At 37.8% G+C, this 17824-nt stretch carries 16 protein-coding genes; all 16 read left to right on the forward strand.

The genetic code is table 11. The features are described 5' to 3' along the window. Positions 1-9: 9 nt before the first annotated feature. The 16 genes from CS937_RS16850 to CS937_RS16925 all read left to right on the forward strand — a co-directional run bounded on the left by CS937_RS16850 (position 10) and on the right by CS937_RS16925 (position 17642). Positions 10-1011 (forward strand): TRAP transporter substrate-binding protein, encoded by a 1002-nt coding sequence (locus CS937_RS16850; protein ID WP_099159632.1) that lies wholly within the window; start codon positions 10-12, stop codon positions 1009-1011. A 65-nt stretch (positions 1012-1076) separates the two neighbouring features. Further along, entirely contained in the window at positions 1077-1535 is a 459-nt protein-coding gene (locus tag CS937_RS16855; protein WP_099159633.1) for a TRAP transporter small permease, read from the forward strand. Beyond that, positions 1532-2806: a TRAP transporter large permease gene (locus CS937_RS16860; protein ID WP_099159634.1), complete on the forward strand. Its 1275-nt coding sequence runs from the start codon at positions 1532-1534 to the stop codon at positions 2804-2806. The genes CS937_RS16855 and CS937_RS16860 overlap by 4 nt, the downstream gene beginning before the upstream one ends. 11 nt (positions 2807-2817) lie before the next feature. Beyond that, positions 2818-3573 carry a putative hydro-lyase gene (locus CS937_RS16865; protein ID WP_099159635.1) on the forward strand — a complete coding sequence of 252 codons (756 nt, stop codon included), beginning with the start codon at positions 2818-2820 and terminating at the stop codon, positions 3571-3573. A gap of 341 nt (positions 3574-3914) precedes the next feature. Then, entirely contained in the window at positions 3915-5171 is a 1257-nt protein-coding gene (locus CS937_RS16870) for a hydroxymethylglutaryl-CoA reductase, degradative (protein WP_099159636.1), read from the forward strand. A 19-nt stretch (positions 5172-5190) separates the two neighbouring features. Next, a complete protein-coding gene (locus tag CS937_RS16875) occupies positions 5191-5427 on the forward strand; it encodes a hypothetical protein (protein ID WP_099159637.1) in 237 nt (78 codons plus the stop codon). 2 nt (positions 5428-5429) lie between these two features. Then, positions 5430-6782, forward strand: coding sequence for a tripartite tricarboxylate transporter permease (locus CS937_RS16880; RefSeq protein WP_099159638.1), 1353 nt, complete (start codon positions 5430-5432; stop codon positions 6780-6782). Positions 6783-6975: 193 nt separating this feature from the next. After that, positions 6976-7995, forward strand: a complete 1020-nt coding sequence (locus tag CS937_RS16885) for an asparaginase (protein WP_245835777.1) — start codon at positions 6976-6978, stop codon at positions 7993-7995. A 31-nt stretch (positions 7996-8026) separates the two neighbouring features. Beyond that, positions 8027-9619: a glutathione ABC transporter substrate-binding protein gene (locus CS937_RS16890; RefSeq protein ID WP_099159640.1), complete on the forward strand. Its 1593-nt coding sequence runs from the start codon at positions 8027-8029 to the stop codon at positions 9617-9619. 58 nt (positions 9620-9677) lie between these two features. Next, positions 9678-10598, forward strand: a complete 921-nt coding sequence (gene gsiC, locus CS937_RS16895; protein ID WP_099159641.1) for a glutathione ABC transporter permease GsiC — start codon at positions 9678-9680, stop codon at positions 10596-10598. Between the two features lie 20 nt (positions 10599-10618). Further along, on the forward strand, positions 10619-11524 hold the full coding sequence (locus tag CS937_RS16900) for an ABC transporter permease subunit (protein WP_099159642.1): 906 nt from the start codon (positions 10619-10621) through the stop codon (positions 11522-11524). A gap of 24 nt (positions 11525-11548) precedes the next feature. After that, on the forward strand, positions 11549-12541 hold the full coding sequence (locus CS937_RS16905; protein ID WP_099159643.1) for an ABC transporter ATP-binding protein: 993 nt from the start codon (positions 11549-11551) through the stop codon (positions 12539-12541). A gap of 2 nt (positions 12542-12543) precedes the next feature. Next, complete coding sequence (locus CS937_RS16910; protein WP_099159644.1) at positions 12544-13506, forward strand: ABC transporter ATP-binding protein; 963 nt, start codon at positions 12544-12546, stop codon at positions 13504-13506. Between the two features lie 37 nt (positions 13507-13543). Beyond that, positions 13544-15256 carry a sigma 54-interacting transcriptional regulator gene (locus CS937_RS16915; protein ID WP_099159645.1) on the forward strand — a complete coding sequence of 571 codons (1713 nt, stop codon included), beginning with the start codon at positions 13544-13546 and terminating at the stop codon, positions 15254-15256. 76 nt (positions 15257-15332) lie between these two features. Then, entirely contained in the window at positions 15333-16106 is a 774-nt protein-coding gene (locus CS937_RS16920) for a M55 family metallopeptidase (protein ID WP_245835836.1), read from the forward strand. A gap of 228 nt (positions 16107-16334) precedes the next feature. Next, positions 16335-17642 (forward strand): WD40/YVTN/BNR-like repeat-containing protein, encoded by a 1308-nt coding sequence (locus tag CS937_RS16925; RefSeq protein ID WP_099159647.1) that lies wholly within the window; start codon positions 16335-16337, stop codon positions 17640-17642. The last annotated feature ends 182 nt before the right edge of the window (positions 17643-17824 follow it).

Consider the following 17824-nt stretch of genomic DNA (forward strand, 5'->3'; position numbering starts at 1 on the left):
GTAATTTTTATGAGGATGAAAAAGACAATATTGTTTAGCATATTTACAGTTTTACTATTAGTATTAGCTGCCTGTGGATCTGATTCAAGTGATGGTGATAGTGGTGCAACTACACTTAAATTAGCACATTCTGGTTCCGAAACGCATCAGTATCATATTGCTGCTAAAAAGTTTAAGGAACTAGTAGAAAAGAAGACAGACGGTGAAGTAAAGATTGAAATCCATCCGAACGCAACACTTGGAAGTGAGGGTGACGTTATTGAGCAGGTTATGGGTGGTTCAGTTGATATGACTACTGTTGCTGCTGATAGTGCACTTGCAAATACAATTCCTGAAATGAATGTATTTGGAATTCCATATTTATTTAAAGATAGAGAACATGTATATGGTGTCCTTGATGGAGAAATTGGAGATGACCTGTTAGCTCTTGCGAAAGATCAGAGCATGAAAGGGTTAGGATACTGGGAAGTTGGTTTTAGACACTTAACGAATAACAAAAAAGAAATTATGACTCCTGAAGATGTTGAAGGGTTAAAAATCCGTGTACAGCCAGCACCCGTTTGGGAAGCGCATATGAAAGCTCTTGGTGCAAGTCCTACTCCTGTTGCTTTTAACGAATTATATTCAGCTCTTGATCAAGGTGTGGTAGATGGACAGGAAAATCCTCTTCCAACTATAAATTCAATGAAATTCTATGAAGTACAAAAATATGTTGCGTTAACAGCACATACGTATACACCTGCAGTTGTATTGATGAATGATGGGGTTTGGGAAGGTTTAAGTAAAGAGAATCAAGAAGCAATTCAAAGTGCAGTTGAAGAAACAGAAACATATCAACGTGACTACCTTGCTGATAAGGAACAAGAAATTATTAAAACGTTGAAAGATAATGGGGTAACGATTACTGAACCAGATCGAGAAGCTTTCCGTGAAAAAACGAAGGATGTTAAGGATGCGGTAAGTGAAGAAGTTCCTGAGGATCTTGTTAACAGAATTAAAGAAGCAGAATAATAGGAGGTTGTCCCATAGGGGTTCTGCCCAATGGGACAATTTTTACTAGGAAAGGATGATCATATATGGCTTTAAGTAAAATAGATTCTTTTCTTGGAAAACTTTTAGAAATCATAACGACAATCTGCTTGTCTGCTGCAGTTGTCGTCACATTACTCCAGGTAGTTTTTCGCTATGTCATACAACAACCGCTTAGCTGGTCGCAAGAAGTATTAATGGTTAGCTTTGTTTATAGTATTCTATTTGGTTCTGCACTTGCTATAAAAAATAGCGAGCACTTAACGGTAGATTTGTATGATAATCTTTCAAATACGTTTTCCATAATACTCAAAACACTAGAATTCATCGTGGTTGGAGTAATGATAGTTACGCTGGTTTATTATGGATTTATTCTTGTAATGGATAACTTCGAGTCCGGGCAAGTTTTAGGTATTTTACCAGTTAAAAAAGCCTATGTTTATCTTGCCTTGCCTGTTAGTGGACTCTTTATGTTGTATTTCCATATTAAGAAGGTGTTCTCATGATTTGGTTAGTTGTTTTGTTATTTGTATTAATTATATTACGAGTACCTATTGCCTTTGGATTAGGTTTTGTTTCTATTATTGGAATTATGTTAACAGACCCAGGTTTACTAATAAATGTTCCTAGAAAGGTTTTTAGTGGACTTGATAATTTCACCTTGGTTGCTGTTCCACTGTTTATATTAGCTGGTGAAATAATGACAAAAGGTGGTATTTCAAAAAGGCTTATTGATTTTTCAAAGACCATTGTGGGTCCTCTTCCGGGTGGATTGGCTATGGTTGTTGTCCTTGCCAGTGTGTTTTTCTCTGCATTAACTGGCACAGCAATCGCCGCTGCTGCTGCAATTGGTGGTATGATGATTCCAGCGATGAACCGAGAAGGCTATGATGTACGATTTTCAGCTAGTCTTGTTGCGACCGCGGCTACGATAGGTCCAATTATTCCACCGAGTATTGTCCTGATTTTATTTGGAGTAATTGCAAGTGTATCCATTGGTGATCTATTTATTGCAGGCGTAATTCCTGGATTGCTTATGGGGATTGGACTGATGGGTTACAGCTACTATGTCGGTAAAAAGAATAACTATCGTTCAAGTGATAGACGGGCTACTTTTAAAGAAATCGTCATAGGTGCGAAAGATGCAATCTTGGCGTTAATAATGCCTGTTATCATTATTGGGGGTATCGTATCAGGCATTTTTACTGCAACAGAATCTGGTGTAATCGCTGTTGTATATGCATTAATCATAGGTATGTTTGTTTATCGAGAAATCTCTATAAAAGATTTGTGGCCGATTATGTTAAGCACAGCGAAAACAACTGCTGCGATTGTATTCTTAATCGGAACTGCATCATTATTTATATGGTTCTTGTCATATAATCAGATTCCAAACCAGCTTATCGACATGATGGGAAGCATTTCAGACGATCCGATTCTATTATTGCTTATTATAAATATTATCTTGTTAATTGCGGGAACATTTATTGATACCATAAGTGCGGTTTCTATTTTTACACCATTGTTCCTACCTTTAATTTTGGCTGCTGGTATTGACCCGGTTCATTTTGGGGTTGTGATGGCAGTAAACTTAACAATTGGTATGGTTACACCACCACTTGGAGTGTGCTTGTTTGTGACTTCATCTATAGCAAAAATTAAAGTACCAAAAATGTTCAACTATCTATTCCCGCAAATTATCATTTTGATCATTATTTTATTACTAATTACGTATATACCTAAGCTTGTACTATTTCCTGTTGGATTTTTAGAATAGGGGGTGAATGAATGACTCCTAAAGAACAACGCTTAAGATACCGAATGAACTTAGATGCTACTACAACATCTGGTTTATGTGATGATTATTTACAGGTCAATTTAATTACATTACCAAGGGAATATGCCTTTGAATTTTTACTGTTTTGTCGGCGAAATCCAAAAGCTTGTCCACTGGTAGATATTCTGGAAGGTGGGTCAACCCAGCCTTTGGTTGCAGATGCCGATATCAGAACCGACTTACCTAAATACCGAATCTACAAAAATGGCATATTTGAAAATGAAGTATTGGATGTCACTAGGGAGTGGAAAGAGGAATTTGTCACCTTTTTAATTGGGTGCAGCTTCACTTTTGAAAAAGCGTTAAATCAAGCGGGTATTCGCTTACTACACCAAGAACAAACAAAAGTGGTACCTATGTTCAAAACGAATATTCCTTGTGAAAAATCAGGCAGATTTGAGGGAAATATGGTTGTAAGCATGCGAGCTTTAAAGGAAGATGAAATCGAGAAAGCTGTAGAGATTACTTCAAAATTTGAAACCTCGCATGGTGGACCTGTTCATGTCGGCAATCCAGGGGATATTGGAGTTCAGGATATTTATAAGCCGGATTATGGTGAGTGTGTTAAATTTGATGAAAATGATAGAATTCCTGTATTTTGGGCGTGTGGCGTAACACCTCAGAATGTTTGTATACACGCGAAGCCCGAGATTATGATTACTCATGCTCCTGGACACATGTTGATTACGGATAGGGTTGAGAGTTAGGTTGAAAGTAATAAAAGTTAAAAAAATAAAAGACTGGGCAGATACTTGCTCAGCCTTTTTACTTTTCTCGACTTTGTGAAGACTTGCTATTTTGTTTCATGATTTTTACCTGATCGTTCGAGCTAGAATTAAGTGTGTGGTAATTTTATTCTGGCAGCTCTGCATAAAATGGGAAGCAAGATCAGTGTAGGTAATGCTACTAACCGGTTTACATTTTAGAAAATTCAGTATATAATTTATTCAACAATGTTGAATAAAAGGAAACAATGTGTAATGCGGGATAACAAATTTTCATACAATATTGTAAGCGCATTCATTAACGAGGATAGGAGGAGATAAAAATGACATCGCGTATACCTGGATTCTATAAATTGTCCCCTGAACAACGATTAGATAAGATTTTGGCTAATCTTGAACTTTCAGAGGAAGATAAAACAATGGTTAGGGGGCAAAATGGTTTTACCATTCAAGATGCTGACCGAATGATTGAAAATGTGGTAGGTTATTTACCAGTACCAATAGGGATAGCTGTTAATTTTAAAGTTGATGGTGAAGATGTATTTGTTCCAATGGCGACCGAGGAGCCTTCTGTAGTAGCGGCTGCTAGTAATGCGGCAAAAATGACGTATCATACAGGGGGGTTCACCACCTCCTATACAGGATCGATTATGCGAGGGCAAGTTCAGATAACCAATTTGAAAGCGCCATACGAAGCATTGGCTCGTATTTATGAGCATAAGGAAGAAATTATACAATTGTGTAACGAACAGGATCCAACTTTGGTATCATTTGGAGGAGGCGCTAAAGATCTGGATGTACAGATGATTCAGGGTGATGATGAGAAAATGGTTGTGATGCATTTGTTGATTGACACCAAAGATGCTATGGGGGCTAATGCAGTTAATACAATGGCTGAAGCTGTTTCGCCATTGATTGAAACGATTACTGGAGGAAAAGTTGTTTTACGAATTTTATCGAACCTTGCTGATAGGCGAATCGTTCGTGCCAGAGCAACCTTCGAGGACCCATTTCAAGGAGATGAAGCGGCAATAGCAAATTTTATGCGTGCAACAGAGCTAGCTAATCTCGATCCATATCGTGCTGCAACCCATAATAAAGGGATTATGAATGGTATTTCAGCAGTTGTACTCGCGACAGGTAATGACACAAGAGCTGTTGAAGCTGGAGCCCATGCATATGCTTCCATTTCAGGTAGATATAAATCACTTACACAGTGGGAACTGGGGGAGAACAATTCTATTATTGGTATGATTGAAGTTCCATTAGCAGTAGGGTTAATAGGCGGTGCAACACAGGCCCATCCAGTTGCGAAATGGAGTACAAAAATTTTACAGGTGAAGACGGCTGAGCGTTTAGCACGGATTATAGCTTCAGTGGGATTGGCGCAAAATTTTGCAGGGATTAAGGCGTTAGCAAGCGAGGGTATTCAAAGGGGGCATATGAAATTACATGCTAGAAATATGGCGGCTATGGCTGGTGCAAGTAGTGGCCAAATTGATAAGATAGTAGAGCTTGCGACGAAAAAAGGAACGTTTCGATTTGATGATATTAAGGCAATTGTTCAATCGTTAAACTGAAAAAAGGGGAGGGAGAGTTTTGAACGACGAAAACAAAAACTACGTTGATATTTGGGGAGATAATGTAAAAATTAAGGACCTTGGTATATCCATGTTACTTTGTATTGCCTTCGCTCTTGGTGGATTTATTTTAGCACCAGGTGAAGCGCCACAACCGTTAATAACGGGGCTTGTAGGTGGAGTTATTGGGTTTATTATCAGTAGTATTATTATTAAACCAAAACGGAACATCACCAAAATGGAGGGAGATGAATAGGCATGGATATGGTAATAATTTTACAAATGATATTGGCTAGCATTGGCGGGGCAGTTCTATATACATTAATCGGAATTGCGCCTGGGACAGATGAGACTGCTGTGTTAGCTCCAGTTACTATTGCCCTTGTACTTGTGGGTGTTTCGCCATATGTAATTTTGGCATTTTTCATTAGTGCGATAGTTGCAAAAAAATTAACAGATTCTATTCCTGTTGCCATCGCGGGGATACCAGGTGGCGTGATGGCCGCACCAATGGTTGAGCATGCTATGGTATTGAAATCACACGGTTTGCCTGATGTAAGTATTAAGAAAATGTCCTCAGGTTCTGTAATAGGGACGATTGTTTCCATACCAGTCAGCTTTCTTATTGCAAATTTAATTCTCCCATATGCTGATACGATAAGTGAATATGCCGGTTTAATTTTCTTTTTTGGTGCCGTGTTTCTAGCATTAATGACAACGAATAAAATTTTATCGTTAGCTATTATTGTTCCTTTTGCTTTACTTATACAAGGGTTGCGTCACTTATATTGGGGACTAGAAATAGTACCTCCAGATGTAACGGTATTTGTATCTTTCTTTTTAGGAATTACCATTGGTCCAATCGCCTTTACGTTATTTGAACTGTTAAATAAAGAATATCGTAAAAATATGCCTGGACTTGGGAACAAGGAAATTAAGTTAAAGAGTTCTGAAAAAGCGAAAGGAATTCCTAATCCATTCCAAATCCTCACGAAAAAGGAATCAGCCTCTTCGGCTTTTGGTAGTTTTATTGGATCGATAACTTTCTTTCTCTCACCGGTTGGAATGACCGTATTTTTAGGTGAATTTTTAACAAGACATGTTAAGGATCCAGTTCAGCGAGCATCTAGGGCAATTTCTACGATGGATGGTTTAACAAATGCTTCGTATATTTCTGGAACCTTAATTCCTTTAATTGCGATCGGTTTACCATTGTCACCGATGGCTATCGGGCCAGCAGCTGGATTGTTTAATGCACCTCCAGTCTATACACCGGAACATAACATTCATCATTTGCTTTCCATGGGTGAAATCATGACAGCAACCATTATTGGTGCGGTTATTGCGTTGGTGATTACATTCAATATCACCATTAAGTACTCGAGTCAAATTTGTGCTTTTGTTTTTAAATACATTCCGCATGAAGCGCTAATCGGACTTTTCGCCGGTCTTGTTGTCATGTTAGCGTATATGGATGCTGGATGGATTAATATATTTGGTACTATTTTAGTAGCGCTTGTTTCTGGTTTACTTCATAAAAATGGGGTTAACTACGGTGTACTTTTTATGATTTTGTATGCTGCACCGTGGTTGTTGGGGGTATTGAGTTAGGAAGGTTAGTGGTTGATTTATACAGAGTTTAAAAACAGCCTTAGGGCTGTTTTTTTAGGGTTAAATTAATAGGTTGAAACAGTATTTTTATTAGCTCTTTTCTAAAAAAATATTAATAAATGGGTTGCAAATGGTTTGAATGTGGTTTAATATATATCTAAATTATCAAAATATTTTGAAGGGGGGAGAATTAGTGGAAGATAACAATTTAGTAAAGGTACAAAGAGGTAACCATATGGAAAGCTGTCATCAAATTAACGTGGCAGTTGTAAATGCTGATGGAGAGCTGTTGCATCAAGTTGGAAATACGCAAGAAAAGATTTACGCTAGATCATCTATGAAACCATTTCAAGCTATACCTATAGTGGAAACCGGGGCGGCTGATTATTATCACTTTAGTGATGCGGATTTATCGCTTTGTACTGCATCCCATAATGGGGAGACCATGCATACCGACAGGGTTTTATCAATTTTGGACAAGGTAGGGCTTGATGATACCTATTTAGGTTGTGGAACCCATATACCTCGATGGCGGGATACGTATAAAAATCTAATTCTTAACGGAGAAGAAGTTACGCCATTATATAATAACTGTTCTGGTAAGCACACGGGGATGTTAGCAACTGTCAAATATATGGGGGAATCAACAGAGAATTACTATGAAATAGATCATCCCATTCAACAAAGAATTCGTAAGGTTATTAGTGAGATGTGTAGCTATCCTAGTGATGAAATAGTTATTGGTATAGATGGTTGTGGGGTACCAGTTCATGCTTTACCATTAGATCGCCTAGCTCATGGATATGCAAAAATGGTCAATCCAAAATCTCTTCGTGAGGAAAGGAGGACTTCCGTAGAACGAATAACGACAGCAATGACAACTGCTCCTGAAATGGTTGGGGGAACGAATCGTTTCTGTACCGACTTTATGTTAGCAGGGAAAGGTAGATTTATTGGCAAGGCTGGAGCAGAAGGTGTCTATTGTATTGGCGACAAAGAAACAGGATTAGGGATTGCTGTCAAAGTTGTAGATGGTAATGGGAGAGCGGTATATCCTGCAGCAATGGAAGTATTAATACAACTGGGCTTGTTAAGTGATGATCAGATTGAGAATTTAAAGGAATATCATCACCCGAAATTATTTAACGCAAGAAACGAGGTGATTGGTGAATTAATTCCATCATTTAATTTGAAAAATGCCTTAGCATTTTAAAATCTTTATTCACCTAAAGGAGGAATATGTAGTGAAAAAAAGTCAGTTGGTTCCACTATTTATTATTTTGATAGTTGTGTTGATAGGATGCTCTAGCACTACAGATACGGAATCCAAAAGCGATGAAGATACGAAACAAGAGGTTGTCAAAAAAGAAGGAAAAGATATAACTATTGCGGTTGCGGATAATTTTATCAGTATGGACCCTCATGATACGAATGATACACTTTCGTACTCTGCGCAAAAAACGATGATGCAAGGTCTTGTTGGGTTTGATAAGGATATGAATGTAGTTCCAGTTCTCGCAAAAGAATATTCAGCCAATGAGGATGCTACAGAATTCACATTTAAATTACAAGAAGGGGTAACTTTTCACGATGGTACACCATTTAACGCGGAAGCAGTAAAAGCTAATCTTGATCGTCTAACTGATCCTGATAGTACCCTTATACGTGCTAGCTTGTTTGAGGTTATAGAGGAAACAGTGGTCGTTGATGAGTATACAGTGAAAGTTATACTATCCGAACCATTTGGTGCCATGATTAATACGTTTGCACATCCAGCAGGAATGATGATAAGTCCTAAAGCTCTAGAAGAGTATGGAGATGAAGTTTCACAACATCCGGTTGGTACAGGCCCATATGTATTTAAAGATTGGAAACCGGGTGATCATTTAACGGTAACAAAAAATGAAGATTACTGGAATGCGACTGGGAATGAAGTAGATTCTATGACATTTAAGCCAACACCAGAGAACGGAACGCGTATCGCAATGCTTCAAACAGGTGAAGCGGACTTTATCTATCCAGTTCCAACAGAACAGGCAGAAAGTGTTAACGGTAAAGACGGTATTATGGTAGAAAATGCCCCATCAATTATTGTTAGATATCTAGCAATGAATAATATGAAAGAACCTTTTAATGACGTCCGTGTTCGTAAGGCAATAAATTATGCGATTAATAAGGAAGCTTTTATTGGAGTCGTTATGAAAGGATATGCGACACCGATGGATTCAATCATTGCACCTAATACACAATTCTATTCGAAGCAAGAGCAATACAAGTATAACATAGAAAAGGCAAAAGAATTGCTAACAGAAGCGGGTTTCGAAGATGGTTTTAAAACAACTATATGGGGATCAAACAACTCTTCTACTTTGAAGGGAATGGAATTTATCCAGCAGCAGCTTGCACAAATAAACGTTGAAGCAGAAGTTGTTCCAATGGAATCCGGTACACTTTCAGATAGTATATGGTCTGTACAGAACCCAGAGGATGCTGAGATTGAGATGTATTATGGTGGCTGGTCTCCATCTACTGGAGATGCTGACTGGGGAATACGCCCTCTTGTAGGAGGTAAAGATGCATTTCCTCCAAGTTCGTATAACACAGCTTATTATAATAATGAGGAAGTAAATAGTTTGATTGCCGATGGTTTAGCAACTGCTGATTTGGAGGCAAGAAAGCAAGCCTACGCGGAAGCTCAAAAAATTATTTGGGAAGAAACTCCATGGGCTTTCTTATCTGTTGACGATACGATTTTTGGAAAAAAGAACTATTTAGAAGGAATATATTTATTACCTGATGGGTCACTAAGTGCTGAAAATATAGAAATTGTTCAATAAATAAAAAAAGGCGCTGAGCGATTACGCTTAGCCCTTTTTCAAATAAGGGAGGGGTTAGATGCTTCAATACGTTGTTAAAAGATTAATTGGTATTATTCCAATTTTATTTCTTGTATCTATTTTTATATTTTTATTTGTACATCTTATTCCAGGTGATCCAGCAAGATTAGTAGCTGGTCAAGATGCAACGTTGCAGGATGTTGAGGTAGTCCGTCAAGAGCTTGGACTTGATCAACCCATACATATTCAATATTTCAACTTTATATCTGGCATTTTTCAAGGGGATATTGGATCATCAATTAAGACAGGCAGACCGGTATTTAACGAGATTGCAAGCAGGTTCATGCCAACATTTTGGCTAACCTTTTGGAGTATGATATGGGCGGTAATAGTTGGGTTGTTGATAGGGGTTATATCTGCAACGAAACGTAACAAGTGGCAGGATTATTTGGGAATGTTTGGAGCTGTTTCAGGTATATCTATGCCTTCTTTTTGGTTGGGGCTATTACTTATTCAAGTGTTCGCCGTTCAACTAGGTTGGCTTCCTGTAGGTGGGTTGGAATCCTGGAAAAGTTATGTTCTTCCATCAATTACATTAGGGTCAGGAGTTGCTGCTGTAGTTGCTAGATTTTCAAGGTCATCACTTATGGACATTCTCAAAGACGACTATATTAGAACCGGTAGGGCAAAGGGATTAAATGAACATAAGGTTGTTTGGGGACACGGGCTAAAGAATGCAATGATACCAGTTGTAACGATGACCGGATTGCAATTTGGATTTTTATTAGGTGGTTCAATTGTTATTGAGACTGTATTTAGCTGGCCAGGTCTTGGAAGATTATTGATTGATTCTGTTGCCTTTCGTGATTATCCCGTAATTCAAGCTGAAATGCTGTTATTTGCGTTAGAGTTTATCCTAATAAATCTAATTGTAGACCTAATCTATGGTTTTCTTAATCCGCAAATTAGATATGACTAAGAAAAGGAGGTTTTTATATCATGGCTAATCCTCAAACGGCGGAAATAGCAACTGAACTATCGAAAGGTTCAGAGAATGTAAAGAAAAGTTCACCAATCACAGAGTTTTGGAAGAAATTTAAAAAACAACGACTCGCAATGGTGTCTGGTATTTTCGTACTACTGTTGGTAATTATTACGATTTTTGGTCCTGCAATCGCACCATATTCAGCTGAAGAACCCGATTACGTTAATGTACTGCAAGGTTCCTCGTGGGATCATTTAGCAGGAACAGATGCCTTTGGAAGGGATATTTTTAGTCGAATTATTATTGGAACGAGAATCTCATTATTCGTAGGCACCATATCGGTACTATTGGGTGCTGTTGTAGGTACTATTCTGGGGTTGGTTAGTGCATTTTACGGAAAATGGGTGGATAGCTTCATCATGCGAATTTGTGATGTGTTATTTGCTTTTCCTGGAATATTGTTAGCCATTGGCATCATTGCGATATTGGGTCCTGGTCTTGGGAATGTAATCATTGCAATTTCGATCTTTAATATACCGAATTTTGCTCGAATTGTCCGTGGTAGTGCCCTTTCTGTTAAAGCAACCGTTTATGTTGAGGCAACAAAGTCAATTGGTGCGAAAAATAGAAGGCTTATATGGAAGCATATTTTTCCAGGAACAGCATCAAGTATTATTGTTAATTTTACAATGCGAATCGGAACGGCAATTTTAACTGCGGCAAGTTTAAGCTTTCTTGGCCTAGGTGCCCAACCGCCAACTCCAGAGTGGGGGGCAATGCTGAGTAATGGAAGGGACTATTTAAGTACAAGTCCTCACGTAACATTTTATCCAGGTCTTGCCATTTTTTTGACAGTGTTAGCGTTCAACCTTCTGGGTGATGGATTACGAGATACGCTTGATCCAAAAATAAAGGATTAGATTGTTAAGAAGGGAGATTTCAATGTGACTGAAAAAATGTTAGAAATTGAAGACTTGAAGACATATTTCTATGGAGACGAAGGTGTTGTAAAAGCTGTTGATGGTGTAACGATAACGGTTAATAAAGGAGAAACAGTAGGAGTTGTTGGAGAGTCAGGTTGCGGGAAGAGTGTTACATCTTTGTCCGTGATGCGACTGTTACAAGATACTCCAGGTGAAATTGTCGATGGTTCAATCAAGTTTGAAGGTAAAAGTCTACTAAATCTCAGTGAAAAAGAAATGCGTATGATTCGTGGTAATGATATTGCAATGATTTTTCAAGAACCAATGACGTCATTAAATCCGGTATACAAGATTGGAAAACAACTTGAAGAAGCAATTAAACTACATTTACGTTATGATAAGAAAAAAGCACGAATACATGCGGTTAACATGTTGAATTTAGTAGGACTTCCACGGGCGAATGAGGTTATGAATGAGTATCCTCATCAATTGTCGGGAGGGATGCGCCAACGTGTGATGATTGCAATGGCGATGGCTTGTAATCCTAAACTTTTAATTGCTGACGAACCGACTACAGCATTAGATGTGACCATACAGGCACAAATTCTAGAATTAATGCAACAATTACGTAATGAAAGCAATACATCGATTATGCTTATCACACATGATTTAGGGGTTGTGGCCGAGATGTGTGATCGAGTAGTTGTGATGTATGCGGGAGAGGTTGTAGAGGAATCAGATGTATATACATTATTTGAAAATCCTAAACATCCATATACAAAAGGATTAATCGGCTCTGTACCAAAGTTAGGCCAAGATGTTGAGAAGTTAGACTCTATTCCTGGTAATGTACCGATACCTACTAATATGCCATCAGGATGTAAGTTTGCTCCACGATGTGAGTTTGCGATGGATATTTGTTGGAAAAAAGATCCAGTCTTGTTGGAAACTAATGACAAACATGCTTGCAGATGCTGGTTGTATCAAGATCAAGAGAAAGCATTGGAGGTGTAAGGATGGCAACCCCTTTAGTTGAATTAAAAAATATAAAAAAGTATTTCCCAGTTAAAAAAGGAGTACTTGGAAGGAAGAATTCTTTTGTTAAGGCTGTTGATGATGTATCATTTGCAATAAATAAAGGTGAGACACTAGGGTTGGTTGGAGAAAGTGGATGTGGAAAGTCTACTACTGGTCGTTTAATTATGAGTTTACTAGAGCTAACTGAGGGACAGATTTATTTCGAGGGCAATCAAATAAGTGGTTTAAATGATAACCAAATTCGTAATACCCGTAAAAATTTTCAGATGATATTTCAAGATCCTTATGCTTCCTTGAATCCTCGAATGAAGATACGAGATATAATTAATGAACCGTTAATTATACATGGCTTTAACAAAGAAGAACGAATGAATCGCGTTACAGAATTATTGGAAATCGTAGGCTTAAACGCCTATCATGCAGATCGATATCCGCATCAATTCAGCGGGGGACAACGGCAACGGATTGGAATTGCACGGGCATTAGCGATTAATCCGAAATTGATTATAGCTGATGAGCCTGTTTCAGCTCTAGATGTTTCCATTCAATCACAAATTTTGAATCTACTTAAGGATCTTCAGAAGTCATTTAATTTAACTTATCTCTTTATTGCGCACGACTTGAGTGTAGTGGAACATATTAGTGACCGGGTTGGTGTTATGTACCTAGGGAAAATCGTAGAAATTGCGGATAAAAAAACGTTGTACAAGAATGGGCAACATCCATATACAAAAGCATTGTTGTCAGCGGTGCCGATTCCTGATCCTAAATTAAAACGTGAACGGATTATTTTAAGTGGTGATATTCCAAGTCCAGCTAATCCACCAAGCGGCTGTACCTTCCATACGCGTTGTCCTCTCGCAACAGATATTTGTAAAGAAAAAGTGCCAAAATTACGTGAAATCGGTGAAGGACATTCTGTGTCTTGTCATCTTATATGAGTTAGAAATACACGAAAGATTTCAGGAGCTGTAGGAAATGAAAGATAGAAAGGTAAATATAATTGCAATTCAAGAAAGGTATTTAGATATTATCACAAAGCAAATAAAAGAGGTTCTTGGCGATACAATAAATGTTCATCCGATAACAGTAAAGGATCTGCAAAGTGATACGGTTGAATATGGGGATATAGTTGTTATTTCAAGTAGTCAAATTAAGGGATTAATAACGCAACTTATTCCAAAAGATTGTCCGTGTATTGTTGCAAAACGTGATATAAATTTTATGAATACGAAAGAATTATTAAATCTCCCACCTAACCAAGAAATCTTGGTAGTTAATGATAATAAAATTAACGCGAAGGAAACGGTTCAATCTCTTCGTGAAACCATTTTTGAGCATAACTATATAGCGTATACACCTGAAGATCATATACCGCAGTCAATTAATTATATCGTTACACCTGGTGAGCGTCATCTTCTACCAAGGGGGTTAACGAATGTTATTGATATTGGTCCTAGATTATTAGATATTAGTACATTTGAGAAGATCGTTCATTTACTAGATATAAATTATCCAATGTCGCAAATTGTTAAACGTTACTTTAAAGCATGCGTCTCACTATCAGGTCGTAACAAAGAGGAGATACAAAGCAATAAAGATATAAGAAATGTAGCGCAATATTATTTTGACGATATTATTTCCGTAAGTGAATTAATGAAGAAAGCAGTTGAGCGTGCTAAGCGCTATGCAAAGGATAGTCATGCTATACATATCCATATAGAAGGAGAGCCGGGAACAGGGAAAAGTATGTTTGCGCAAGCGATCCATAACTATTCCACTAATGCTGAACGGTCATTTATTTCTATAAATTGTTCTTCAAGTGATTTTACAATCGAGAAGTTATTGTTTGGTTCAGAGGAAGGTGGGGAAATTTCCTATGGACTATTTGAACTTGCTGAAAATGGAACTGTTTGTATAGAAGAGATTGGAGAACTACCTTTATCCATACAGAAACAACTTTATCACGTTCTTGAAAAAGGAAAGTTTTTACGTTTGTCAGGAAATGAGCTACTTCCATTGCAGTGTAGAGTAATTACCACAAACTCAAAAAGTTGTAAAGAGCTTGTTGAAAAAGAATTATTTCGTCATGATCTTTATAACTTATTAACTAAATATTCACTTAAAATACCGGCTTTATCTGAACGGAAGGAAGATCTTTTACCTTTGATTCATAATGTTAAAAAGAGAATTAAACGAAATAATATTGAATTTACAAATGAGGTTATTACATTCTTTGAAGAATACAATTGGGATAATAATGTAAAGCATCTTTATAATGTGATAACCTATCTGGCGTTTTTGAATGGGGATCATATTGGTATTGAATCGTTACCTTTTCACCTCCGTTCTAACTATAATCAACAAAAATTTAATGTTTTTGAAGTTAATAATAAAGTGAATAAAATTATTGTTGAGATTGAAAAACATGGATTTTTAGATGAAAACATAAAAATATTAAATGCTTTTTATGAGGGTAAAAAAGAACGTGTATCTTATGGCAGGAAGGCATTAAAAGTTCATTTGGAGAAAAAAGGATTAATTCTTTCAGAGCAGCAATTAAGAATGAGGCTAGAAGTACTTCAAGATTTGGGTCTCATAATAGTGAGACAAGGTAGAGCTGGCTCAACAATTTCGCGGCAGGGAGAAGAATTTCTAAGAGAATTCTACAAAACTGGGATTAATGTTTAAACATAATATTATTTAGTTGGAGTGATTTAAGCTGAGACTATATATTTCTGCTGATATAGAAGGGGTTTCGGGAGTAATTCATTCAGAACATACCGCTCGAGATGGGAAAGAACACGAAAAAGCTAGAATGTATATGACGCAAGAAATTAATGCTTGTATAGAAGGGGCTTTAGAAGTTGGTGCTTCAGAAATTATAGTGAATGACTCACATGGGACAATGAGAAATGTTTTGCTTGAGCACCTTAATCCCTATGCAGATCTTATTTCGGGTTCGCCAAAAAAGTTTGCGATGGTTGAGGGCTTGAATGAAACGTTCGATGCCGCTATATTCATTGGGTATCATACTAGAATGGCTACTAATGGTATTTTAAATCATACTTTTCATGGGCGTATTATACAGAATATAAGGATTAACGGTAATGAATATGGAGAGTTTGGATTAAATGCTGGATTAGCAGGTTACTTCGGTGTCCCTGTTGTAATGGTAAGTGGGTGTGACTTGTTAAGTAAGGAGGCAACTGAATTAATCCCTGCTATAGAAACGGCAATTGTAAAGCATACTATTAATAGGACAGCAGCTCAGAATAAAAGTATTCAACGATCGCACGAAATAATTAAATTAAAAACTATGGAAGGGATAAAAAATACGAATAGGATAAATCCTTTGATTATAGAGGGTCCGTTTGAGGTTGAAATTTCATTTTTACATTCGGGGCAAGCGGATATAGCAGAAATTCTTCCAATTGTTAAACGAAATGATCCAACATCGGTCACATTTAATATAGAAACTATTCCTGACGTTTACCGTTACATTCGGAGTCTGATTATGATGGTTGGTAGTGTTGTTTAACTAGTTTTAAGTGGATACTTCCATATTTTAAGAGAATAAGCGTTACTGCTACTAATGTTAATGGGAAGGTGACTATACTTCCTGAGATGAAAAGAAGAGACCCGTAACAAAATTGTTACGGGTTTTATAGTATAATTGTTTATGCTAGGAAAAATGAAATGGAACTGGTTCATTGCCGCATCATTGGGACAAGGGACCTGTCCCCCTGTCCCAAGAAAGGTGTTTTGTATGAAAAACATATCGTGGTTTTTAATAATATTATTTTGTCTAGTGTTAACAGCATGTGGTGGTCAAACAAATAAGGATCCTGCTGATTTGGACAGTAGTCAGGAGCAACCTACTACTGAAAAGGAAAGTTCAGATGAGAAGCAGACAGTGGAGCTGGATGTGGAAGACGTAAGTAATAGTTTACCGATAACAACGGAAATAACGGAGTATGATATGAAATTACAATCAATTGCTTATCGGTTATGGTTTGATTTGATGGAAGAGCTTGAAGCAAATGGTCAAATATCCGATGCTTTTTATACCAGATTTCATGTACTAGAGGGAGATGAAAAGGAGTTTGTCGCTGCTGTAGTTTTCCAGGTTCAGTTGGAAGAAGTGTCAGTTGACCGTATTGTGTGGAAGCTGCATGTCAAGAAAGAAGGCGAGCGTACCTACACACTTGAACGTATTGAACCATCGGCAGATATTAAAATCGGTCTACCACCTGTTCAAAGTATGGAGGAGTATCAAAAGGAAGTGAGTATTGAGGTACCAAGTGATAAGATTCGCTATGAAATTGTTAATAACACGTTAAAGGTGATGTATAATAATGGAGCTGATTGGACGAATGTACCGGTTACGACCGATGAATTATTTGGGGGAGAATATAATGGATCTGAAAGACAGTTGATTGAAGGAAGCTATGTCATTAGCCCGGAGAGGACTGCTTTTGTTATCGGTGGTGATCAGGAATTGCGGTTACTACTGTCTACAGATCAAGGTGAGACTTGGGATGAGGTAACGGTAACGAATCAAATAATAGGTGTACGAATGAGGCAGCTAGGTTTTACCTCGGCAAAAGATGGTTACCTTATTATATCTAGTGGTCGTACGATGTCCAGTGAAGGCAATTCGGTTTACAAAACGAATGATGGTGGGAAATCATGGAACTTGGCAGGCTCGGTTAAAGATGAATATTCGTTAGTCACGGGTGGTGGATTTGTAAATGACCAATTAGGTTTTATTTCATTTGGAGCAATAAATGTAGAAGATCAACAATCGAGACCGCAGATTTATCGAACTGATGATGGTGGTGATAGCTGGGAAGAGATTAAAATTCCTATACCTGAGGAGTATAAGGGGATATTTACTGTGGCAGAGATACCTGTTTTTAACGGAACCCATGGAACGCTTTTGGTTAATCAAGGTCCGAATGGGGATTATTTAGGAGGTAAAGTACTGGCGAAGTTCACTTCTGAGGACGAAGGAAAAACATGGAGCTTTGCGAGCCTAGTCGACCCGGATAGAGTATTGTTGAAGGATTTTTAGCGGGACATGGGGTCAGACCCCTTGTCCCACCTCGAGACCGGGACGGAGGGACTGACCCCATGTCCCAGCATTTCAATACGGTCCTTTATATGGTAAGATATGAGAAAAACGAAGCTAGGCCATTTGAGTGGGGTCTAGCTTTATATTGGGGACGAGGGACCTGACCCTCTGTCCCGGTAGTA

Origin of the sequence: Virgibacillus ndiopensis (assembly GCF_900187325.1) — a bacterium.
GTDB lineage: Bacteria > Bacillota > Bacilli > Bacillales > Amphibacillaceae > Virgibacillus_E > Virgibacillus_E ndiopensis.